This is a genomic window from Arthrobacter sp. SLBN-112 (genome assembly GCF_006715225.1).
In the GTDB taxonomy this organism is placed as follows: domain Bacteria; phylum Actinomycetota; class Actinomycetes; order Actinomycetales; family Micrococcaceae; genus Arthrobacter.
The window spans coordinates 1225513-1247544 of record NZ_VFMU01000001.1 but is presented as its reverse complement, the minus strand read 5'-3'; the positions used below and the strand labels follow the sequence as shown (position 1 = coordinate 1247544).

Annotated in this window: 24 protein-coding genes; 12 read left to right on the top strand and 12 right to left on the bottom strand. The window is 66.4% G+C overall.

The features are described 5' to 3' along the window. Window positions 1–40 precede the first annotated feature (40 nt). From FBY33_RS05860 to FBY33_RS05845, 4 genes are all read right to left on the bottom strand, one after another. Complete coding sequence (locus tag FBY33_RS05860) at window positions 41–850, bottom strand: SDR family oxidoreductase (protein WP_142029711.1); 810 nt, start codon at window positions 848–850, stop codon at window positions 41–43. Between the two features lie 48 nt (window positions 851–898). Beyond that, window positions 899–1342 (bottom strand): hypothetical protein, encoded by a 444-nt coding sequence (locus tag FBY33_RS05855; RefSeq protein WP_142029710.1) that lies wholly within the window; start codon window positions 1340–1342, stop codon window positions 899–901. An 89-nt stretch (window positions 1343–1431) separates the two neighbouring features. Further along, window positions 1432–1881, bottom strand: coding sequence for a hypothetical protein (locus FBY33_RS05850; RefSeq protein ID WP_200831329.1), 450 nt, complete (start codon window positions 1879–1881; stop codon window positions 1432–1434). A gap of 155 nt (window positions 1882–2036) precedes the next feature. Then, a complete protein-coding gene (locus FBY33_RS05845; protein ID WP_142032583.1) occupies window positions 2037–2813 on the bottom strand; it encodes a class I SAM-dependent methyltransferase in 777 nt (258 codons plus the stop codon). A 184-nt stretch (window positions 2814–2997) separates the two neighbouring features. Between FBY33_RS05845 and FBY33_RS05840 the strand changes: the two genes are divergently transcribed. The 3 genes from FBY33_RS05840 (at window position 2998) to FBY33_RS05830 (ending at window position 7502) form a co-directional block, all read left to right on the top strand. Further along, complete coding sequence (locus FBY33_RS05840) at window positions 2998–4689, top strand: hybrid sensor histidine kinase/response regulator (RefSeq protein WP_142029709.1); 1692 nt, start codon at window positions 2998–3000, stop codon at window positions 4687–4689. 20 nt (window positions 4690–4709) lie between these two features. Beyond that, a complete protein-coding gene (locus FBY33_RS05835) occupies window positions 4710–6260 on the top strand; it encodes a putative bifunctional diguanylate cyclase/phosphodiesterase (protein ID WP_142029708.1) in 1551 nt (516 codons plus the stop codon). A 171-nt stretch (window positions 6261–6431) separates the two neighbouring features. After that, on the top strand, window positions 6432–7502 hold the full coding sequence (locus FBY33_RS05830) for an EAL domain-containing protein (RefSeq protein ID WP_235010463.1): 1071 nt from the start codon (window positions 6432–6434) through the stop codon (window positions 7500–7502). A 54-nt stretch (window positions 7503–7556) separates the two neighbouring features. On the opposite strand, the gene FBY33_RS05825 is transcribed toward FBY33_RS05830, so the two are convergent. Then, the gene (locus FBY33_RS05825; RefSeq protein WP_142029707.1) at window positions 7557–7793 is read right to left on the bottom strand and encodes a DUF6480 family protein; all 237 of its coding nucleotides are present in this window, start codon (window positions 7791–7793) and stop codon (window positions 7557–7559) included. Window positions 7794–7928: 135 nt separating this feature from the next. Here FBY33_RS05825 and FBY33_RS05820 point away from each other — a divergent pair, with 135 nt between their 5' ends. After that, entirely contained in the window at window positions 7929–8375 is a 447-nt protein-coding gene (locus FBY33_RS05820) for a hypothetical protein (RefSeq protein WP_142029706.1), read from the top strand. Here FBY33_RS05820 and FBY33_RS05815 read toward each other — a convergent pair. The 3 genes from FBY33_RS05815 to FBY33_RS05805 all read right to left on the bottom strand — a co-directional run bounded on the left by FBY33_RS05815 (window position 8372) and on the right by FBY33_RS05805 (window position 10416). Next, window positions 8372–9196: a glycerophosphodiester phosphodiesterase gene (locus tag FBY33_RS05815; protein ID WP_142029705.1), complete on the bottom strand. Its 825-nt coding sequence runs from the start codon at window positions 9194–9196 to the stop codon at window positions 8372–8374. The genes FBY33_RS05820 and FBY33_RS05815 overlap by 4 nt on opposite strands. Continuing rightward, window positions 9193–9486: a hypothetical protein gene (locus FBY33_RS05810; RefSeq protein ID WP_142029704.1), complete on the bottom strand. Its 294-nt coding sequence runs from the start codon at window positions 9484–9486 to the stop codon at window positions 9193–9195. The genes FBY33_RS05815 and FBY33_RS05810 overlap by 4 nt, the downstream gene beginning before the upstream one ends. 111 nt (window positions 9487–9597) lie before the next feature. After that, window positions 9598–10416 carry an HAD family hydrolase gene (locus tag FBY33_RS05805; protein WP_142029703.1) on the bottom strand — a complete coding sequence of 273 codons (819 nt, stop codon included), beginning with the start codon at window positions 10414–10416 and terminating at the stop codon, window positions 9598–9600. Between the two features lie 134 nt (window positions 10417–10550). Here FBY33_RS05805 and FBY33_RS05800 point away from each other — a divergent pair, with 134 nt between their 5' ends. Continuing rightward, the gene (locus FBY33_RS05800; protein ID WP_142029702.1) at window positions 10551–10982 is read left to right on the top strand and encodes a LexA family protein; all 432 of its coding nucleotides are present in this window, start codon (window positions 10551–10553) and stop codon (window positions 10980–10982) included. Between the two features lie 23 nt (window positions 10983–11005). Next, window positions 11006–12304, top strand: coding sequence for a Y-family DNA polymerase (locus tag FBY33_RS05795; RefSeq protein ID WP_200831328.1), 1299 nt, complete (start codon window positions 11006–11008; stop codon window positions 12302–12304). 57 nt (window positions 12305–12361) lie between these two features. Here FBY33_RS05795 and FBY33_RS05790 read toward each other — a convergent pair whose 3' ends face one another. Then, entirely contained in the window at window positions 12362–12508 is a 147-nt protein-coding gene (locus FBY33_RS05790) for a lmo0937 family membrane protein (protein WP_142029701.1), read from the bottom strand. 240 nt (window positions 12509–12748) lie between these two features. Between FBY33_RS05790 and FBY33_RS05785 the strand changes: the two genes are divergently transcribed. Next, window positions 12749–13927 (top strand): ABC transporter substrate-binding protein, encoded by a 1179-nt coding sequence (locus FBY33_RS05785; RefSeq protein ID WP_142029700.1) that lies wholly within the window; start codon window positions 12749–12751, stop codon window positions 13925–13927. Between the two features lie 431 nt (window positions 13928–14358). Continuing rightward, entirely contained in the window at window positions 14359–15114 is a 756-nt protein-coding gene (locus tag FBY33_RS05780; RefSeq protein WP_235010462.1) for a matrixin family metalloprotease, read from the top strand. A 149-nt stretch (window positions 15115–15263) separates the two neighbouring features. On the opposite strand, the gene FBY33_RS05775 is transcribed toward FBY33_RS05780, so the two are convergent. Further along, on the bottom strand, window positions 15264–16211 hold the full coding sequence (locus tag FBY33_RS05775; RefSeq protein WP_235010461.1) for a carbohydrate kinase family protein: 948 nt from the start codon (window positions 16209–16211) through the stop codon (window positions 15264–15266). A 42-nt stretch (window positions 16212–16253) separates the two neighbouring features. Beyond that, window positions 16254–17051 (bottom strand): alpha/beta hydrolase, encoded by a 798-nt coding sequence (locus tag FBY33_RS05770; protein WP_235010460.1) that lies wholly within the window; start codon window positions 17049–17051, stop codon window positions 16254–16256. A 147-nt stretch (window positions 17052–17198) separates the two neighbouring features. On the opposite strand from FBY33_RS05770, the gene FBY33_RS05765 reads away from it, so the two are divergent. The 4 genes from FBY33_RS05765 (at window position 17199) to FBY33_RS05750 (ending at window position 20414) form a co-directional block, all read left to right on the top strand. Next, on the top strand, window positions 17199–17846 hold the full coding sequence (locus FBY33_RS05765) for a cyclodeaminase/cyclohydrolase family protein (RefSeq protein WP_142029696.1): 648 nt from the start codon (window positions 17199–17201) through the stop codon (window positions 17844–17846). A gap of 121 nt (window positions 17847–17967) precedes the next feature. Then, window positions 17968–18921, top strand: coding sequence for a hypothetical protein (locus FBY33_RS05760; RefSeq protein WP_142029695.1), 954 nt, complete (start codon window positions 17968–17970; stop codon window positions 18919–18921). Window positions 18922–19004: 83 nt separating this feature from the next. Then, a complete protein-coding gene (locus FBY33_RS05755) occupies window positions 19005–19376 on the top strand; it encodes a hypothetical protein (protein ID WP_142029694.1) in 372 nt (123 codons plus the stop codon). Window positions 19377–19460: 84 nt separating this feature from the next. Further along, window positions 19461–20414 (top strand): Lrp/AsnC family transcriptional regulator, encoded by a 954-nt coding sequence (locus tag FBY33_RS05750; RefSeq protein ID WP_142029693.1) that lies wholly within the window; start codon window positions 19461–19463, stop codon window positions 20412–20414. On the opposite strand, the gene FBY33_RS05745 is transcribed toward FBY33_RS05750, so the two are convergent. Beyond that, entirely contained in the window at window positions 20395–21837 is a 1443-nt protein-coding gene (locus FBY33_RS05745) for an amidase family protein (protein WP_142029692.1), read from the bottom strand. The genes FBY33_RS05750 and FBY33_RS05745 overlap by 20 nt on opposite strands. Window positions 21838–22032 lie beyond the last annotated feature (195 nt).

Sequence of the window (22032 nt, the reverse complement as noted above, 5' to 3'; positions counted from 1 at the left end):
GTGACCGCCCACATGGAGTCCCAGGCGGGCCCCGCCGGGGTTACGCCTCGCGCCAGTCGTTGCTGGTGATGTGCGATCCCGCCTGCGGACCCATCTGGAGCATGCCACCGTCGACCACCCAAGCCGCACCCGTCACGTAGCTTGAGGCCGGCGAGGCGAGGAAGGCAATGACGTCGGCGATCTCCCGCGCGTCCCCTGGCCGGCCCAGCGGCACCCCAGGCCGCTCCGTCGTCCTGGGATCCTGGTCCTCCTGCCCCGTCATCGGGGTGGCGATTTCGCCCGGCGCCACAGTGTTGGCGGTGATGCCGTATTGGCCCAGCTCCAAGGCGAGAGTCTTCATGAGGCCGCCCAGCCCGTGCTTCGACGCATCATAGGCGGACGAGCCCACGCGCGGCTGGAACTCATGGACGCTGGACACCGCCACCAGCCGGCCTCCCCTGCCGGCCTTGACCATGCGGCGTGCTGCCGCCTGCAGGCAGACAAACGCGCCGTTGAGGTTGGTGTCCAGGATCTGCATCCAGTCATCGATGCCCATGTCCAGGAACTTCGTGCTTGCACCGGTGCCGGCGTTATTCACGAAGACGTCCAGCCCGCCCAGTTCCTCGGCGAGTTCATCGATCACGCCCGGAGCGGCACCGAGTTCGGTAGTGTCCAGCTGCCGGACCACGGCTTTGCGCCCCAGGCCGCGGATCTCTTCGGCAGTCTCCTCGGCACCTGCCTTGTCAGAATGCCATGTCACGCCGACATCCATTCCGGCGCGGGCAAGGGCCACGGCGGTGGCCTTGCCGATCCCCGAGTCCGAGGCGGTCACGATGGCGGTGGTGGGCGTGAAGATGCTGGTGTCCGGCATGGCGGAGCCTTTCTTCGGGTCAGGAGTGTGGTTTCTGGTTCGGTCTGGTCAGGCGGGGCGGCGGAGGTCGTCCTCGTAGGACTCGTCGTGGGCGGCCGCGACCCTGCGGCCGGCTGCCTCGAAGTCCGGCTGCGCTTCCGGCACGGCCATCAACGGGACCGCGAAGGTCACCACGGGCCGGCCGTCGCCGTCGTCCGCTGACCTTATGGTCAGGCTCCTGGTGCCGGGCGGCACTGACGGGGTGAACACCTGCAGGTTGCGGGAACCCACGGTGGCCGATTCCTTCAGGGTGTATTCGGTCCCGAAGTGGTCCTCAACCGTGAGGCGGGGTTCGGCGGCATCGTCGGAGGGAAGGTGGATGTTGACCACCAGCCCGGATGCCCATACCTCCACGGACAGGATGGTGAACTCAGTTGCGGAGGTAACGTGCCGCCCATAGGTGGGGGGAAGGAGCATCCGGCGCAGTGCGCCGGATGGAATGAGGTTGCTCATGTTGGTTCCTGTAGGTCTTGCGCCCGTGGCCGGTGCGTGGCGCCGGAGGGTGATCCGGTGCCGGCCCGAACGCTGGGGCGCGGTGCGGCTTAGGCGTCTTCGCGGTTGGGATTTTCCAACCGGAAGAAATTGGATTGGGTGCCGTCGCTGCGCTGTTCCTGGTAGATGAAATTCAGTTTTCGGGAATCGAAGGTGTCGAACCATTCGTCCCAGCTGACGTGGCGGAGTTTGTCGTCCTTGCCGCCGAAGTCGATCCGCAGCACTCCAAGGTGGTCGCCGTGTTCCGTGCCCTCCACTGTGGCGGGCACGCCGTCGCGCTCCTCCGCCCACCGCCTGATGACTTCGTGGTGGGTGGTGGCGAGGCTGCGGCCTTCGCGTTCCGGCTCGTCGTCCGGTGAGGTGACTTCCTGCGAGTACGTCAGGGACTTGGAGGAGTCCGGGCCGTGGCGGATCTTCCCGCCCTCGGGGCCTGCGCCCAGGTCGTCCCCGCCCCTGCTGCCATCCGCTTCGCGGGTCTTGTTGCCTTTGTCCTGTGCCATGGCGCTCTTCCTTTCACCTCTGGCTAACTAGTAAGTCTACTTACTATGGAGCCTCCGGATCCGTCCCCTGTCAAGGGGATGGAAGACAACCTGTGGGCAGGGTGCGGGGATCTGCGCGAAGTTTGCGGAACGGCTGGAACGTCTGCCGGCCGTGGTTACCGGCGTGGGCGGACCACTGCGTAATACCCGGGAACCCGGTCCTGGCCCGGCACGCCGGTCACCGGATTGGTTTCGATGGCCACATGGCCATCTTCAAGGAGTTCCCAGGCCGACGCCGGGAACGCACGTTCGCGCTCTTCGGGCCCGAAGTGCCCCGGCATGGGAAGTCCGCGGATGGCCAGCTCCAATGGTGCAGGAATGCCGCGGGTGGTTGCGCCAAGGTGGGTGACGTACTCCACCGGGTTGCCCTGGAAGTTGGTTTCCGCCATGAAAACCGTGCCGCGGCGGCCCACCAGGGTCCGCAGGTTTCCGACCATCGCTGTCTGGTGGGCGGGATCGAGGACGTGCAGCACGCCGCGGATGAAGACATTGGCGCCGTCCGCGTCCAGGTTGAAGGACTCCGCCAGGTCCCCCGCAGCGCCCTCCGCCGTCATGTCCCGGGCGTCGAAGGCGGCATTTCCGATTCCTGCGGACTCCGCCCGTGCCCGGGCAACAGCATGCGGCGAGACATCCACGCCGATGACGCGGGGAAAGATTCCTGCGAGCGCACGGGTAAAGCTGCCGTGCCCGCAGCCGGTATCCACCACGGGAAGGGCGGGGTCCAGGTAGCGCAGGAGGCTGTCCTGGTAGCCCTGGAACTCGTGGTTGCTGCCCGAGTCCCACAGGACCTCGCCGCCGGGGCCGGTGGCGGTAATGCCGGCCCAATACCGGTCCCACGCCTTGTGCCGGTCCTTCGGGGCGCTCCGCGACAGCCTGACAAGCTTGGGGATCATCAGGTACTTCTGCCAGGCGGACCGTGGCGGCTTTGTTGGAGACACGGCTCAAATATATGGTCCCGGCCGCCGCAGCGGCGGACCTCCGGCAACATTACGGCGTGCCCCAGCCCTGGCGGCAGCGGCACAAAGTGGACGTAAGGGTCCGCACCCCGTGGACCCGCCGCGCCCGCATCCCCCTAGAATGTACTCAACTGGGAGGGAAGGGAGCACTGTGACGGCTGTCCCGAGTGACGTGCGCCTGCCCCGCACCGCCGTCGTCGCCGATCCCGACGCCGGCCGGCTGGCCCTTAATGCGCAGGCATTGCGCGACGCCGGGTACACCGTCCTCGAAGCCCCCGACGCCCAGAGCCTGGCCTCGGTGCTGGACGCCGCTGAACCGTCCGTCGTCGTCGTCGACGCCTTCCTGTCCGGTGTCCTGTCCACTGCCACGTCCACGGCACCAGTCCTGGTAATGGTGGACCTGGACAACCCCGCTGAGATCGAAGCCGCCAATCCTCCCGGCATCCACGACTGCATCACCAAGCCGCCTGCACCGCAGGAGCTGGTGCACCGCGCATCCGTCCTCATCGACCAGGTATCCCGGCGCCGTGCCTCCCGGCAGGAAGCCGAAGGGCTTCGGGAGCAGCTGCGCGGTGTTTCGGCCGCAGTGCGCGCCACCAACGATCCGCAGGAGATTGCGAACCACGTTGTCGCGGGATTCGGCCGCACCTTCAAGGCCGACCACGTTGTTTTGGCAACCTTCGAGGACCACCGGGTTCCCCACATCACGGCCAGTTGGCACAGGCGGGGCCTGATGGGGCTGCCCGCCGAGGCCTTTCCGCACGAGGATGAGGCCCGGGCTAGGGCAGACGCCCTCTGGGCAGGGACGGAGACGCTCTCCGCCGACGGAAACGAACAAGTCGCCCGCAGCGAGGCGAAGCCGGGTCCCGGCCCCGACATCGCGGGAGCCGCCTCAACACTGGCGGTCCCTATCGGCGAGGGAAATTCCTCCCTGGGCATCATCTGGATCGCCATGATGGACCGGCCCCGGACCTGGTCCAGCGCTGAACTGGGGCTGATCCAGCACGTGGCCGGCAACGTCGCCTACGGCCTCATCCAGAGCCACCTGATCAACAGCCAGCAGCAGGTGGTGAAGCAGCTGCGGGAGCTCGACAAGGCCAAGACGGACTTCCTGGCGACGGTGAACCACGAGCTGCGGACCCCGCTGACCTCGATCATGGCGTACCTGGACATGATCCAGGAAAGTACTGATCATCCGGTGTCCAGGGAAGTCCACCAGATGCTGGACATCGTGGTCCGCAACACCGAACGCCTCCGAACGCTCATCGAGGACATGCTCAGCGTCTCCCGCGGCGGGCTGGACAACATGGCCATGCAGCTGGCACCGGTGCGGCTGGGGCAGACCCTGGACCTGGTGGCCGCTGCGCTCCGCCCCTTGGCCACACTGCAGAACGTCACCATCGACGTGGACCCGGTTCCGGAGGACCCGGAGATCCTCGCTGATGAAGTACAGCTCCAGCAGGTCTTCACCAATCTCGTGTCCAACGCCATCAAGTTCACGCCCAGCGGCGGACGGATCGAGGTGGGCAGCGAATCCCACGCCGCCGCGGACGGCTCCAAGTGGGCCACCGTGCGCATCGCCGATACCGGGATCGGCATTTCGAGTGATGAAATCAACCACGTCTTCACCCGGTTCTACCGGGCCTCCAACGCCATGAACGGCGCAATCCCGGGGACAGGCCTGGGCCTTGCCATCTCCAAGGACATCGTGGACCGCCACGGCGGCCGGATCGACGTCGCCTCCACCCTGGGCGCCGGGACCACCGTCACCGTCAGCCTTCCCCTCGGCGCAGACAACGTCCAGGCCAACTAGGCGCCGGAGGAGGACCTGCCATGTTTGCCGACGACGACCCCCGGCTTTCCCAATTGCTGGAAGGCATTGTCCGGTTGGCTTCCGGGGACCTCAGCTCGCGGATTGAGGTCTCACCTGCCCGGGATGAACTGGACGCGATCATCATGGGCACCAACCTCCTGGCCGAGGACCTGCAGGTCATTTACGAGGAGCTTGAGCAGCGGGTCCAGGTCCGGACCCAGTTGCTGCACGAGGCACACCTCGAGATGCAGAAGATGGCCATGCAGGACCCGCTCACCGGGCTGGCCAACCGCTCGGCCCTGATCGAGGCGCTTCGCAGCTCCCTGCAGGCCCGCGATGATGCTGACGGCGAGCCGGCGGAGGAAGGCCCGGCCATATTGCTGTTGGACCTGGATGCGTTCAAGGCCATCAATGACAGCCTGGGGCACACCGCTGGCGACCAGGTCCTGGTGACCGTAGGTGAACGGCTCCGGACCGCTGTCCGCACGTCCGACGTCGTGGCCCGGCTGGGCGGTGACGAATTCGCGATCGTCATGCCGTCGGCGTCGGCGGACCAGGCGGCCATCGTGGCCCGCCGAATCCTGGCGGACCTCAGCGAGCCCGTTGAGCTGCCCGGCCGCAGTGTGCGCTGCGGTGCCAGCATCGGACTCAGCGTGGGCAGCGAAGGCCAAAGCCCGGAGGACATGCTGATGGAGGCCGACGTCGCCATGTATGCCTCCAAGGCCGAGGGGCAGAACAAGCTGCACCGTTTCGAGCCGGCAATGCTGCTGGTGCGGCGGCTCCGCAGCCAGCTGGTGGATGACCTGCGTGCAGCCATCAAGGACGACGCGCTGACGCTCTACTACCAGCCGGTGGTGGAGCTCGCCACGGGACGGATCGAAGGCGTGGAGGCACTGGTCCGCTGGAACCACCCCACCCGCGGCTTCATCATGCCTGACGAGTTCATTCCCCTTGCCGAGGAGGCAGGACTGATCTCGGAACTGGGCCTGTGGGTGCTCAGGACGGCGGTAAGGCAGTTGCGGGCCTGGAGTGACGCATCCCTGCTGGACACCACGTTTTCCGTTCGGATCAACATCTCCGCCACCGACCTGCAGAGCCTGCAGTTCATCGAGGACGTGCGGAAGGTGCTCATGGAGACCGGGGTCAGGCCCGAGCAGGTGGTCCTGGAATTGACGGAAGTGGCCATCGTCAAAGGCAATGAGCTGGACCGGTATTCGCTGGGCGGGCTCCGGGGATTGGGCGTCGGCATCGAAATTGATGATTTTGGTACCGGCTATTCCTCCATCAGCTACCTCCGCCGCCTTCCGGTGGACCGGGTCAAGGTGGACAAATCACTGATTGCCGGGCTGGAGACCGACCCCAGCCAGCCTGCCCTGGTGGCTGCGGTGCTGCAGCTGGTGCGGGCGTGCGGGCTGGAAGCCGTGTGGGAAGGCGTGGAAACGGCAGAGCAGGCGGAGATCCTGCGCGGTCTGGGCTGCCGCAGCGCCCAAGGCTACTACTTTTGCCGCCCTGTTCCCCCGGACCGGATTCCCCAACTGCTGGCTGACCAGCAGGAAAGCGCTAACCAGTAACGGAAAACTACTGCGCTTTTGTGGCCGCCGTTATACGATCAGCGTGCGGTGTCACGTTTTTCGCCGCCGCGGAATTCAGGTCTGGCAACACCGTACTTTTATAAGGCGTTTGGAAAATTTGAACATTAATGGGCCATGGGGTCATTACTTCGTCAACTGGGGGCGTCGCTAATGTCGGTTCGGGTACAGGCATGGGGAATTATCGCCGGCGTGCTGGCGGATACGGATCCTGCGGGAGCCGCCGTCCGGCAACGGCTGAGCAACAGCCTCGATGAGAATCCCGGCGTGCCCGAACGCGCTTTGCTGGAGTATCTCCTCGAGACCCGGCGCAGCGACGCCAACACTGTGGAAACACTGGAAACTGCTCGGGAAATGCGCCTCACGCCGCCCACGCTGCCGCCGCACTTCGCCGAGCAGCTCGACGCCATCCGCAGCATCTCGAGGATCAGCGCCCTGCTTGAAAACCAGATGCTGATGACCGCCTTCCAGCCCATCTACGGCTTGGAAGGAAAAACCGTGGTGGGCGCGGAAGCCCTCTCCCGCTTCGTCAGCGACGACGGCGCTGCCGCGGAGTTGTGGTTCGCCGAGGCAGCGGCCGTCGGCCTCGGCGCAAACCTTGAATTCTCAGCTTTGGGTTCCGCGGCAGCCGCGGCCCGCGACCTGCCGGAAAACATTTATGTGTCCCTCAACATTTCGCCGACGTCCTGCATGGACCCGCGCCTGCCGGAATTGTTCGACCACATTGAACTCCCCATCCACCGCGTGGTGCTCGAAATGACCGAGGACATTCCCGAAGAGGAATATCTGCAGTTCATTTCCGCGATCAATCCGCTCCGGGAGCAAGGCCTGCGGATCGCCGTCGATGATGCCCACACCGGTGCCGGCGCGCTTAGCCGCATGATTCACCTGCGGCCCGATTTCCTCAAGGTGGGCCGCAACGTGATCGGCGACGTCGACAAGGACGGCCTCCAGCGGGCCCTGGCTGCGTGCCTGGTGGACTTCACCGACCAGATCGGCACCACCCTGGTGGCCGAGGGCATCGAAACGGTGGGCGAACTCACGGTCCTCACCGAACTTGGGATCAGCGCCGGCCAGGGGTACCTGCTGGGGCGCCCGTCGGTCCGGCCGCAGGACTGGGCCAACTGGAACACGCGCCTGGACGTGGACGGCCTGGAGCGTCATTTAGCCGGACCTGCGGGCCCGGCAGAGTCCCACGGCCGCCACGGCAAAAAGCCTTCCTGACGCGGGTCAGCGCGGCCCGCTAAAGTGTTCGCCGCCGCGCTGACCAGCTGCTCGCTATTCGGAGTGGCCCTGGTCCCGGCTCATCTGGTCCTCGGCCGGCGGCGTCTCTCCCGGCGGCACTCCCCCGCCCGGTTCAAGGCCGGTGACATTGCCCTCCGCCGGGTCCGGATTCGGCGAGCCGGCCGACTCGCGGCTGCGCTGCTCCGACAGGTGGGACTGGGCGGCGCCAACCTCTTCCTTCCCCGGCCGGTCAGGGTTCGCGGGGTCATTTTCCGGATGGTAAGTGCTCATGCTGCTCTTCCTTCCTTTCCGGCTGCGGTCTGATTCCCCAGCACTGGACTAATTGTAAGCATGCTGATAATTCTGGAGGAGTAGGGCCGGTATGCCGCTGGGGCGCCGGCATGCGATGTCGGAAGGAGCAGTCACATGGGAATCGGCGACAGCATCGGCAAGGCAGCAGAAAACGCCATGGAGGACCTGGCCGGGACATCCAAGCCAACGGAAAAAATGGATGTGCCCGACCCCACGGACCCCAATGACGACGTGGAAGTCCACTCGTCCCTGAGCGAAGGTTCAAACGCCATGGAGGCGGAGAAGCAGAAGGCGCCCGGCCTTAAGACGGGGGCAGCCCCGGGGCCGGTGTCCGAGAACCCGTTCGGCGGGGATGTGGACGAAACCAGCAACGCAGACGGTGGCGGGCAGACCGGCCGTGCTCCGGACGACGCCGCGCTGGCCGGAGACGCCACAGCGCCCGCGGGCGGGGCAGGGACAGCTCCCGGACCGGCAGGACTTCCTGACAGCAATCCTGATGAGCTGCGGGCAGACCCCACTGAGGGAGACCAGGACCCGTCAACCAGCACGGGCCGCGGCTAGGAGGCCGCGCCAGGCGAGTGGCCCTCTGGCCACTCGCCGCGCTCCATCAGCACGCCACGGAGCAGGTCCGCCCGGTCCGTGACGATGCCGTCCACGCCCAACTGGAGGAGCCGGTGCATCTCGTCGGCGTCGTTGATGGTCCAGACGTGCACGGCCAGGTCCAGGGCGTGGGCCCGGCGGATGAAGCCGGCGCTGACAACAGGCACCCGTCCATAGCGGACGGGGACCTGCAGCGCGTGCACGTCCCGGAGCACCCGGCGCATGAGCCGGCGGAACAACGGGCGCGGAAGCACCGGGCCCAGCAGGGTGAAGAGGGCACTGGAGGCCACGCCGGCCGATGAGGCGACCGGCCGGCTGAGCAGCTTCAGCACCGCCCGCCGTCGGCGGTCCGAAAAACTGGTGACCAACACCCGCTGGTGCGCCTGGTGCCGCTCGATGGCCGCGGCAGTGCTCTGGACTGAATTCCAGTCTTTAACGTCCAGGTTCAGCCTGGCGTGGGGCAGCTGGGTCACCAGCTCATCGAACGTGGGGATGGGCTCGCGGCCGTTGATCCGCGCCTTCGCGACGTCCGCGGCCGGCAGCTCCGCAACGCGCCCCCTGCCATCGGTCACCCGATCAAGGGTTTCATCGTGGAAGAGCAGCAGGACGCCGTCGGCCGTGGTGTGCACGTCCGTTTCGAGGTACCGGAAGCCGAGTTCGACGCCGGAGCGGAACGCGGCCATGGAGTTCTCCAGACCCTCGGCCGAGAATCCGCGGTGGGCCATGGCGATGGGAAGCTGCCGCCCGGCGTCGTCCTTGTGCTCGAAAAAGGGCAGGGTCACACTGCGAGCGTACCCCGGACGTGCCTGTCAGTCCCGGCAGCCGGTCTCCCGCACGGAACAATGTCCACCCCATCCCCGCAGTGCAGCAGGGTCCGGCCGCGGCCGCCGTCCAGGTGCACCCAGACGGCCGCGTGGTCCGCGGTGATCGTGTCCACTACGCCGCCCGCCTCAAAGCCGGGTGAGAAGAGGACCCGGACGCGGTCGCCCTGGCGCAGCTGCTTCCAGTGTGGAGCGGGCGTTGCTTTGCGCAGCGGCCCATCTGCCATGTGCTGCTTGACGTTTCTTGCCATGGTTGCCCCCCTGTGAGCCGGCCTGCGAAGTGCCTGCCTTCCACGCTTTACGCTACGGCGGGAAAGTAAACGCCAGGTGAGCGCAGGCTGTGAATACGGGGGTAGCGGGAATCAGGAAGACTGGACGCCCAGGGAGGCGAGCCTTGCCTCCAGAACCTGGGCCACGCCGTCGTCGTCAAAATGCGGCGCCTGCTGCCCCGCCGCCCGGATGGCCTCCGGATGGCCGCTGGCCATGGCATAGCCATGGCCCGCCCACCGCAGCATCTCGATGTCGTTGGGCATGTCACCGAAGGCCACCACGTCCGCGGCGTCAATGCCCAGGGCCGAGGCGTACTCAGCCAGGGTGACGGCCTTGTTGACCCCTGGCAGGGAGAGTTCCAGCATGGGGACACCGGGCGAGGAGTGCGTGGTGGCGGCCAGATGTTCGACGGCGGGCGCCACCTCGGCCAGGAAGTCGTCGGGCGTGCCGTCGCGGACGATGGCAAGGAATTTGACCACTGAATCGTCGCGCGTGAGCGTGTCCTTCAGCGGCGCCGGGGTGAATTCGGCCAGCAGTTCGCTGGATTCGTTTTCGATGAAGCCCGGTTCGAGGTGGAATCCGGTGAGCGTTTCAGCGGCGAACAAGGCGGCGGGGCGGAGCCCCTTGATGATGCGGCGGGCTTCCAGGACGGTATCGATGGCCAGCGTGCGGGCGGAGACCAGCCGGTCCGCCTCCAGGTCCCAGACCACGGCGCCGTTGGAGCAGATCACGCGCCCCGTGTGGCCCAACTGCTCCTCCAGGGGGTGCAGCCAGCGCGGCGGGCGCCCCGTGACGAAGACAAGCTCGACGCCGGCATTGCGGCAGGCGTGGAAGGCGCGGATAGTACGGGGGCTGATTTTTCCGTCGTGCCCAAGAATCGTTCCGTCGATATCGCTTGCTACCAGCCGCATCCTGCCAGTCTACGTGGGCTGCCGGCCGCCGTCGCACTCCCTTGCGAAGCGCCCCGGCCTTTGGGTGGGTGCCGGTTGTCAGCGCCCGGGGCTACACTGAAGTTATCGAACATATATTCGAATAAGGGTGTGTTGTGGGCGTTATTATCGGTCCCCGCGTGATAGATGCGGGCGCCTCGTTATTCTCGGTGCTGATCTCCCCCGTGGCGGTGGCGGCAGGGTTTCCGTCGCCGGCCCAGGACTACTTCGACGGCCGAATCGACCTGAACGCGCACCTCATCAAGGACATCACCAGCACCTTCGTGGTCCGGGTCACCGGGGACTCCATGGAGGGCGCCGGCATCAGCGACGGCGATGAACTGATCGTCAACCGGGCGCTGGAGCCCAAGGACGGGTGTGTGGTCATCGCGGTGCTGGACGGGGAACTGACGGTAAAACGCCTCCGCATCACCCGCACCGGCGTGGTGCTGCAGGCGGAGAACCCGAAGTACCCGGACATCCACGTCCCCGCGCTGTCCGAACTGACCATCTGGGGTGTTGCCACCCGGTGCCTGCACCATGTCTGAGGTACGCCGGCCCGAGGAGCACCATGCCTAAGCCCGCGCTCATGCGGCGGATGCCCCAGATTGCCCACGTCGACGTCAACTGCTTCTACGCCTCCGCCGAGCGCGCGTTCGATCCCTCGCTGGAGGGGCGCCCGCTGGTGGTGCTGTCCAACAATGACGGCTGCGCGGTGACCCGCTCCCCCGAGGCCAAGGCGCTAGGCATCACCACCGGGGAGCCCTGGTTCAAGCTCGCGCCGCGGGCCAAAGAGTGGGGCCTGGTGGCGAAGTCCAGCAACTATGAGCTCTATGGAGACATCAGCTCGCGGGTGATGGAACTGCTGGGCCGGTACTCGGCCTGGCTTGAGGTGTACAGCATCGACGAAGCGTTCCTGGGGGTGAAGGGCGGAGCGGACGAACTGCTGGCCCTGGGCCGCAGGATGAAGGAGGCAGTCCGGCGGCATGTGGGGGTGCCGGTCTGCGTAGGCATTGCACCCACCAAAACCCTGGCGAAGCTGTGCAACAAGTGGGCCAAGAACAACGCCGTCTTCGGTGGGGTCTGCCTTTGGGAGTCGGTCCCCGCCGATGTCCGCGAGGCACTGATGGCCCGGTTGCCGGTGGATGAGGTCTGGGGCATCGCCGGCCGGCTGATGAAGCGGCTCAACGTCTTAGGGATCTTCACCGTGCTGGACCTGGTCCGGGCGGATCCGGTGGCCATCAGGGACAAGTTCTCGGTGGTGCTCATGCGGACGGTCCTCGAACTGCGCGGCACGCCCTGCATACCCATGGAGGAAGAGCGCATCGGCCGCGACCAGCTGATCTTTTCCCGGTCCTTCGCCACACCGGTGACCACCGCGACCGGCCTGCGGGAGGTACTCAGCATCTATGGGCAGCAGGCGAGCGCCAGGCTCTCCAAGCACGGACTGCAGGCGAAAGTCCTGACGGCGTTCGTTGCCACGTCCCCCTTCAGGGACCACGAACAGCACCATCCTTCTGTCTGCGTCTCATTGCCCATGCCCACGGCGGATCCGCTCCTGCTCACCAAAGCGGCCCATGCGCTGCTGCCCAGCATCAGGGACGGGCTGAAATACGCCAAGGCGGGCCTGATGCTCACCGACCTGCGGCCCACCGGGAACCAGCCCCCATTGGAGATCTTCGAGAACCGGCACGAGGAACGAGACATCGGTCCACTGCTTGAGGACGTGAGCCGCCGGTTTGGGCGCGGGTCCATTGGTTTGGGGCATGCGGGCATTAGGTCGGGCCTGGACTGGACCATGAAGCGGGAGATGCGTTCGCCCCGCTACACCACGCACTGGGACGAGTTGCCCTTGGTAAAGGCCGCATGAATCGCTTCGCGTCGCGTCCCGCCGCAAGCACCACAGCCAGCGGCGGGACGCCCGTCTCTAGACCCGGGACCTGCCCTGGATGAAGTGGAAGATGAGGACCACCACGGCAACGATCAAAAGGATGTGAATAAGCCCACCCCCGATGTTCGTCAGCAGCCCGAGAAGCCAGAGAACGGCGATGACAATAGCGATCCAAAGCAACATGATGTCTCCTTGTTCAGTTTCCTAAAGTCCCCATGACCTGCACGTACCCACAAGTACGTGGGGCAAATCAAGGCCGACAGCTGCCGATGAAAAAGACGGTCCGCGACGATTTTTGACGCCCCGCTACGCCGCGTTGAGCCTTCGAGTCGCCCCATGAACCAGTGCGACACGAATGATTGTGGGGCTGCTGGGCCCTCCGTAATCTCGTCTCAGCATCCGCCCCAGCAAAGGAATTTCGCCATGGCAAACCCACACGAGACGAGTCCGCAAAACCAGCCGGCCTCCACCCGCATCGTCGCCGGCGGCTCCGCCAAACCTAAACGGCCGCTCGGCCTGAAGATCGGCGTCGCCGCAGCCGCCCTGGCCCTCATCGGCGGTGGTGCCGCCGTCGCCTCCGCCATCAACAGCGGTGCGCCCGCACCGGCAGCCGACGTGGCCCCGGCTGGCAACCCCGCCGCCGAGCTGAAGCTTGGCTACTTCGGCAACGTCACCCACGCCCCGGCCCTGGTAGGGGTCAGCAAGGGTTTCATCGCCGGTGAACTCGGCAGCACCAAGCTCAGCACCCAGGTGTTCAACGCCGGCCCCGCGGCCATCGAAGCACTGAACGCGGGCGCCATCGATGCCACCTACATCGGCCCGAACCCGGCCATCAACTCGTTCGTCAAGAGTGGTGGCGAGTCGATCAACATCATCGCCGGAGCTGCGGCCGGCGGCGCCCAGCTGGTGGTCAAGCCGGAGATCAAATCCGCGGCCGACCTCAAGGGCAAGACCCTTGCCTCCCCGCAGCTCGGCGGCACCCAGGACGTGGCCCTCCGCGCCTGGCTGGCATCCCAGGGCTACAAGACCAACGTGGACGGCAGCGGCGACGTGGCCATCAACCCCACGGAAAACGCGCAGACCCTCAAGTTGTTCCAGGACGGAAAGCTCGACGGCGCGTGGTTGCCTGAGCCGTGGGCCTCACGGTTGGTGCTGACGGCCGGAGCGAAGGTGCTGGTGGATGAAAAGGACCTGTGGGACGGCTCGCTGTCCGGCAAGCCGGGAGAGTTTCCCACCACCATCCTGATCGTGAATCAGAAGTTTGCCGCGGACCACCCGGACACGGTCACAGCCCTGCTGAAGGGCCACGTGAAGTCGGTTGAGTGGCTGAACGCCGCCCCCGCCGGTGAAAAGGCCACAGCCATCAATGCCGCACTCAAAGAAGCGGCCGGCGCCGAACTGAAGGCCGACGTCATTGACCGGTCCCTCAAGAACATTGTCTTCACGGTGGACCCGCTGGCCGGAACCTACCAAAAGCTCCTGGCCGATGGCGTGACTGCCGGCACCACAAAGCAGGCGGACATCAACGGCATCTTTGACCTGCGGGCGCTCAACAGCGCTTCGAGCGAGAAGACCTCGGCGGCGGGACTCGGCAAGGAGTAGGCGCCCCCATCGATTGCTCCGTAAATGTCCTTTTGAACCCTCAGAACGGCATTTACGGAGCAATCGATTCCTGCGGAAATCCTGCGCTTTTGCAGTGCCAAGGCTGGGCAGCCCGCGGCTACGCTAATGAGGTTGCCCAGCGGCGGGCGGCAGGGCTTAGGGGGATGCCGGTGACCGGTTTGGGGAAGAGCAGCAATGCGCGGCCAGAAAATTCGGGTGAATTCGCACCCCCGGCTGTCCGGCGTTCCCCCAGCGGACGGATCCCCCAGTGGGCCATCGATGAGGCGTTCGGAAAGGCCGGGACGGCTGCACCGTGGCGGAGTGCTGAGCCCACACCAACGCAACGGAAGAAGACACACCGGTGGTACAGGAAGCCGCGTCCGACCGGGCGGTCGGTACGGTTCAGAACCACAGTCGGGATCGCCGTCGTTGTGTGCCTGTACTTCACACCGACGCTCTTCGACCGCGTGGTTCTTCCCCTTGCGGCTCCCTATCTCCCCGGAGCGAAAGTCCCACCGCCGGGGTATGAGGAGGCTCCCGCACCCCTGGGCACCCCGCCGGCAGGCACAGGCTCCACCGCCTTTGTACTGCAGGAGTCACCCAAAGCAGGCCAGCAGCTGGTCGCCTATGATCCATGCCGCCCAGTCCATTACGTTGTCCGGCCGGACAACGCGCTGGCAGGGGGAGACACCCTGATCCGGGAAGCAGTAGCAGCAGCTTCCCAGGCATCCGGGCTGCAGTTTGTATATGACGGAACCACTGCAGAGGCTCCAACCGATGATCGGCAGGCATTCCAGCCTGACCGCTATGGGAAACGGTGGGCGCCGGTGTTGATCGCCTGGTCGACGCCTGCGGAAACTCCCGCTCTTGCGGGAGACGTTGCCGGACTCGGCGGAAGCGGCTATGCACAGGCCGCAGGGCAGCCACTGCTGCCGCTGGTCCTCGCCGCGGGCCAGGTGCGCCTTGACGCACCTGATCTTGCCGATATCGTTGGCAGCCGGCCGCACGGTGCGGCAGACGTGCGCGCGATCATCATGCACGAGCTGGGACACGTCCTGGGCCTCGACCATGTCAAGGATCCGACGCAACTCATGTACGCCGAAAACATGGGCGTTACAGACTTCGCGGCAGGTGACCGCGCCGGGCTCGCCCTGCTGGGGACCGGCCCCTGCGTGCCACAGCTTTAGCGCCGGGACGAACCAGCCGCACCTGGAGAACTGAAGCCGCCTTTCGAACACCAAGAGGACCTCGGCGAGGACCAGGCCCGCCCACCACCATCGAATGCTCCGTAGATGTCCTTTTGAGCCCTCATGACGACATTTACGGAGCAATCGATTCATTCCAGGGAGTTATCTTCAGCCCCGTGAAGCTCGGCCCGCGTGGGCGGGTTGGCACCGGGACGGGAGACGGTGACGGCCGCCGCACGGGCTGCGTGCTCCAGGAGTTCAGCCAGCCCCTCCGCCGGCAGTTCCCGCAGCTCCTGCCGGTTCTGCGCGCCGTCCAGCTCCCTGTCCACCAGGCCGGACAACAGCGCCGCCATGAAGGAGTCCCCGGCCCCCACAGTGTCCGCCACGTCCACCTTTGGCGCGGGCACGGATGCCTCGCCGGCCCGGCATACACCCCAAGGTCCGTCCGCGCCGCGGGTGACCACCACCATCGCCGGGCCTTCCTCGCCGCCCAACTCCAGCCACTTGCGGGCCGAATCAAGCACGTCCTGCCCGGGGTACAGCCAGGCCAGGTCCTCATCGGAGGCCTTGACCACGTCGGCGAGCGCCACGAACTTTTCCGCCTGCCGCCGGGCAAAGTCCACATCCGCGATGATGCTGGGCCGGCAGTTGGGATCGAAGCTGATGGTCGCGGAGGGGTGGGCGTATTCGACGGCGGCCAGCACCTCGGTGGCACCAGGCGCCAGCATCGTGGCGATGGAGCCGGTGTGCAGCAGCGTGGTGCCCTGCAGCATGAAGCCGAGCCGGTCTGCGATGCCCGGCAGCTCCCAGGTGAGGTCGAATGTGTAGGTGGCGGCGCCGTCGTCGTCAATCAACGCCGTGGCCACGCTGGTGGGCAACCCGTCCGGAGGCAGCGGCAGCATCACCGAACTGGCGCGCAGGTGGGCCGCCACCGAATCGCCGTAGGCGTCCCGGCCGTAGCGGCCGATGAACTGAACCGGATGGTCCAGCCGGGCCAGGCCCACCGCAACGTTGAGCGGGCTGCCGCCCACGTGGGCCTCGATTCCTGAGGCGCGCTGGACAACGTCAACAAGGCCTTCGCCGATAACTGTGAGCATGGTCATACTCTGCCAGAAACAGGGCGCCGCCAGCAGTTCGTGTCAGCGGAGCAGCCGCCCCACGAGCTCCCGGCACGTGAGATATGCCTCCGCCGTAACGTCGATCAGGGCGAAGTGGTCCCCCGGCACCATGACCAGCTGTGCCGGCACGGGTCCGGCCTCGCTGGCGTCAACAAAGGTCGTGGACATGCTGAGGGGGACGTCGTCGTCGTTTATGCCGTGCACGGCATAAACAGGAATGTCCAGCGGCAGCGCGGTCATAGGGTCGGCCATGCGATGGCGCCCGGGAAATTCCGACGACGGCCCGCCCAGCAGGTTTGCCACCGCACCATCGCTAAGGTTGAGCCGCTCGGCCTCGCCCAGGTTGAGGACCCCCGACTGGCTCACCACTCCGGTGAGGCGGACGCCGTCGTTACTGTTGTTCACCTGGCCGCCTTCCCCCGGCACAAGCCCCTCCAGCTTGTGTCTGCCTGCCGCCCACACCGCCAAATGGCCGCCGGCGGAATGCCCCAGCGCAACCACTTTGCCTAGGTCCAGCGCATGCTGTTCCCCCAGGTCGGCCAGCTTGTCGATACCGGCCAGGATGTCCTCGAAAGTGGCCGGCCAGCCCCCGCCGTTGCCCGCGCGCCGGTACTCGAGGTTCCAGGCCGCCATACCGTGCTCCGCCAGGTCCTGCGCCAGCGGCTCACCCAGTTCGGCCCCGTAGGTGGAGCGCCAGTACCCGCCGTGGATCACCACCACCACGCCCTGGTGCCTGGCGCCGACCGGAACGTCGGGGAGGAAAAGCTCACCCCACTGGCTGGGGTCTTGGCCGTAGTCGTAGCGGTGGCGTTGTGTCACAGTGGCCCACTTTAGCTGCCCGAATCGCCGGGAGTACCGCATATTTCCGGGGCTCGACCCGCCAAAACCGGGCTGTAATCCTGCGGTGCCGAGCGCCGTCGTCCTCCCCCCGTTTAGCCGGGCGCGTTTCTGGGCACGGTTCCTGGCATGGATGAACCTGTTGTGACCACCCAGGGGTCAACGGTGGAAGAGTGGACCCGCGCGCTGGCAGAATCTACGGGCTCCCCAGGCGGCGGGGCCGGAACAGGGCTGATGCTCGCCGTCGCCGCCTCGCTCACGTCCATGGTGGCCGGCTACAGCGGGGACGACGGCGGGGAGCCGGCAGGGATACGGACGCGGGCACGGGCACTGCGGGAGGAAGCCCTGCGCCTGGCGGATGACGACGCGTCCGCTTCCCAGGCGTTCGGGGCCGCCTTCCGGCTGGAGCCGGGACCGGAGCGGGACGAAGCGATCCGCCGCGCCTCCGTGAACGCCGCCGCCTCCTCTGCCGTGCTCGGCGAGCGGGCCATTGCCGCCATTGACGACCTCGCCTGGCTGGCAACCAACGGCAACCGGTCGCTGGTGGCTGATGTCGTCGTCGCGTTTGGTGCCCTTCGGGCCGCCGTGGCCGGGGCGCGCACCAACGTCAGCTTTGACCTCGGGTCCCTGCGGTCCGCCGGCGCCACCCTGGACCAGGTCCGGGAGCAGCATCCGGAGCTGTGGGCCGCCGTCGAGAAGCTCAACGGCGCCATGGACCGCATCGACGAACTGACGGCCGATATCGACCACCGCGCCGCCCCCACCGACGCCGCCTGACCTGCCCAAACTCCTTGAGAGCTTCCTATGGGTTGCGCCGGTCAGTGGTTGGACTCTGCCCCTGACCTGTGCTTATGGTGGGCAGCATTGTTTGCCGGTGAGCCTGGGGGAGGCGTACTTCGTGAAGTCAAGACTGGATGCCTGGGCGTTTCTCCGCCCCCTGCTGCTTGCCCTGGCGGCAGCCGCATCGTGGATCGTTTTGTCGGCCGCCGGCGCATCCGCTGACTCTTCCGCTTCCAGTTACCCGCTCCACGGCGCTGGCCCGGCTACCTTGATCCCGGCGCCCACCACCGTCACCCATCCGGCCAAGGACGTCGTGGAACCAGTAGAAGCAGTGCTGGACGGCAACCTTGCATCAGCGCCCGCTTCCTCCACCCCACCGCCCGTCACAACGCCACCCCTCCACGCGACAGTGGAGGAAGCCACCGGCCTGGTTGGTCAGGTTGTGGAGACCGTTCCGGCGGTCGACCGGATGGTGCCGGACGGCACGGTGGCGGCCGTGGTGGATCCCGCCACGGGCACCGTGGACGGCCTCGTCGGGGCGGTGGGGACTCTTGTTCCCCTGGCCGGCGCAGCCCTTGAACCCCTTGACCCCGTCCTTGAACCGGCAATCAGCACCGTGCCGCTGCCAGTGGCGGCGCCGGAAGGTGCACCCGACGGCATTCCACCCGCGGTTACCGAGGCGCCTCAGGTGAGTGGGGAGACGGCGGCCCACCCGGCCGAAACGGCAGCGGAGCCTGAGGGCGCTGTGCCCGTTTCCGCCCCTGCGACCAGCTTCGACACCCTGCACCGTAACGGCGCGGCCTGCGATGCCCAGATGATGCCGGCATCCGCACCTGCGGTGTTGCCCGCGGCAGGACCTGGCAAAGCACCGGTCGATGCACCGCAAGAACCGGCCGGCCCAGCGGTCACTGCCGGCGGAAGCAGCCCGTCCGGCGGCCACGGCTCAGCCATGCCGGGGTGGCTCGGCGCCTATCATTTCCAGATCCCTCCGGCCGGCTGGGCTGCCGCCCAGGCCAGGTTGTTAGCTGTCCCCGCACCGGTGTCCTTCGACCCCGGTTCATCTCCTGACTAGTTGAGGCCCTTCCGCTTTACTCCGCGGAAACAAGCCCATTCCGGGCCCTGCAGTAGGCCCCTTCCATCTTTCAGGAGAACTTCATGATGCACCGTAATATCCGTGGCTGCCTGCTCGGCGCCCTGATCGCCCTCAGCCTGCTGGGCTCTGGTGGCGTTGCCGCCAACGCGGCGGACACAACCTCCGGGACCCACCGCCTGCTGTCCGGCACTCACGCGGTAGCCCCGTTCAACACCTCCACTAGCCTCGGGGCCACTCCCCTGGCGGATACCCTGCTGCCTGTAACGAAGGCCGCCGTGGCCACTCCCGAGCTTGCCGGCTTGGGCACGGAACTCCCTGCAGCCCAGCCCTCGGCCGTCACCGCAGGCGCCAACAGCGGCCTGCTGGTGGTGGGAGTTTTACTCCTGGCCTTCGGAGGACTGCTTGCGCTGATCCTTGGCAGGAAGCGCAGCTGATTCCCCTCAGCCGGCGTCAGTAGTATTCACAAACCACCGAACCGGCCGTGATGAAATTGAGCGGACGGAACGGACGGAGTTGGCGTGGTGTTTGACGCATTGGAGCGGCAGATTGTTGCCGCCCTTCAGCTGGACCCGAGGTGCCCCTGGCGCAAGGTGGCGGCGGTACTGGGTGAGGCCGAACGGACCGTGGCACGGCGCGGATCCCAGTTGCTGGAATCCGGTGCCGTTGCCGTGGTGGGGATCAGGCCACAGCCAGCGGCCGTGCTGATCGAAATGCGCTGCATGCCGGGGACAACCCGCGCCGCGGCCCAGGCCCTTGCGCAGCGGAGCGACACCACGTTCGTCTACACCACCACCGGATCCGGCGACTGCGTGGCCGAGCTCCTTATGGAAACAGGACGTATGGCTAACGTCCTGTCGGACGAACTCCCGTCAACCATTGGCCTCCGGGACTCCACCAGCTACCCGGTTCTCCGCTACTTTCGGACAATCCGCGGCTGGCGCCCGGAAATTCTCAGCCCGGCAAGCGTCGAGGCGTTGCGCTCCAGCCTGACCCCTGACTCTGGAACCCTTGAAGTCCGCAACGAACTGAGCCGGCAGGATGTGGAACTGGTGGAAGCACTCTGCGCGGACGGACGGATGAGTTATGAGGCCTTGGGGCGCAGGGTTGGGGTTTCCGAGGCCACCGCCAGGCGCCGCAGTGAATGGCTGCTGGCCAATAACCAGATCCAGCTGCGGACGGTCGTCGCGCCCAGTGCCTTCGGACTGGACGTGGAGGCATTGCTCTGGATCCGCGCCTCCCCGCAGCACGTGGAACAGTTGGGCAAGAGCCTGGCTGAGCTTCCAATGATCCGCTACGCCGCGGCAATAGCGGGCGACTATCAAATTGTCGCCGACGTTACGGTCAGCGATATGCCCTCGCTCTACCGCTTCATCACCGCATCCGACTGGGCGCAGCACGCCTCCATGGTTGATGTCTCCGTGCTGCTGGATGCGTGCAAACGCGGTGGCCGCGTCATGCGGACGCCACGTTGAGCCCCGCACCCGCCAGGACAGGCGCGACGGAAGCATATTCGCTGCGCTCCTCGAAGGCCCGGCCCCAGCGCAGCAACTGCATGTCCGTGTAGTGGTTCCCGGCCAGTTGTAGGCCGATGGGCAAACCAGCCGAGCTGAAGCCGGCGGGGACACTCAGCACAGGCAACCCAGTAGCGGACAGCAGGCAGGCCGAACGCATCCAGTCCAGGTAGGTTTCGCTTGCCACGCCCGCCACCTCGGCCGGGTACCGCAGCGAGGCATCGAACGGCAGCACCTGGGCGCAGGGGCTGGCGAAGAGATCGAACCGGCTAAAGAAGTCCTGCACGCTGAGTTCCAGGCGCGTCCGGGCGGCAGTGGTCTCGATCAGGTCCCGGGCTGTGAGCGCCTGTCCCTTCGCCACATTCCAGCGCACCTCGGGTTTGATTACGTGGCCTGAGCGCTCCACCACCGGCCCCAGACCCGCGGCGAAGTCCAGGGCTCGCGTGTTGCCGAAGACCAGGTCTGCTTCGCTGAAGTCCGGTGTCGCCTCCTCGACAACCGCGCCCAAGCCTTCGAACACGGCGAGCTGCCGCTCCAGGTGCTCAACAATCTCCTTTTCCACCGGCACACCGATGCCAAAATCGCTGGACCAACCGATGCGGACCCCTGTCATGTCCGTTTCGAGGCCGGCCCGGAAGGTCTCAGGACCAAGGACCTGCGGATAGGGAACCCTCGGATCCTTGCCGGCGGTAACGGACATGAACAACGCAATGTCTTCCACAGTCCGGGCCATGGGTCCGGTCCTGCCCAGCCAGGCGTACGCGTTGGTGGCCGACGGCATGGGGATGACCGCCGTCGACGGCCGGAACCCCACCACATTGCAGAACGACGCAGGGATGCGCAGCGAACCTCCCATATCGCTGCCGTCACCGATGCTTTGGATCCGGGCCGCGATGGCGGCGGCCACTCCTCCACTGCTGCCGCCGGCACTCAAGCTGGGGGCATAGGGGTTGGTGGTGGTGCCGAAGAGTTCGTTGAATGTGTGGGAACCGGCGCCGAACTCGGGAACATTGGATTTTCCCGTGGTGACCACGCCTGCCGCCCTCAAACGGGCCACGATGAGGTCGTCGGCCCCGGGAACGAAGTCCCGCAGGGCCAGTGAGCCCTGTGTGGTCCGCATCCCGGCCGTGTTGTTGGTGTCCTTGTGCGTCATGGGCAGCCCGTGCAATGTCGGCAGTTCCTCGCCCGACGCCGTGAGCTGGTCCGCGCGCAGAGCGATCGCCTGTGCTCCTTCGGCGTCGAGCGTGACCACCGCGTTGATGACCGGGTTGACCGCGGCGATGCGTGCCAGATGGTCTTCCAGGGCTTCGCGGGCAGAAATTGTCTTGTTGCGGATGGCTGCGGTGAGCTCGACGGCGGAAAGGTCGCCAATGGTGCCGGGCATGGTGCTCCTTTGCTGAATGTATCCTTTGCCAGAAAGTGTGCCTCGTCACAAGTGGAGCAAGGAAGTGCAGCCTGCCCGGCGATGGCATTCTGACGGTTTCGGTCATCAGGTTGGCCGATTCCGTCAGTCATTGCCTGTGATCCGCCTCCTAGTAGAGCCTGTTGTTTACCCGCTGGCCGATTCGTTCTGCGGGAC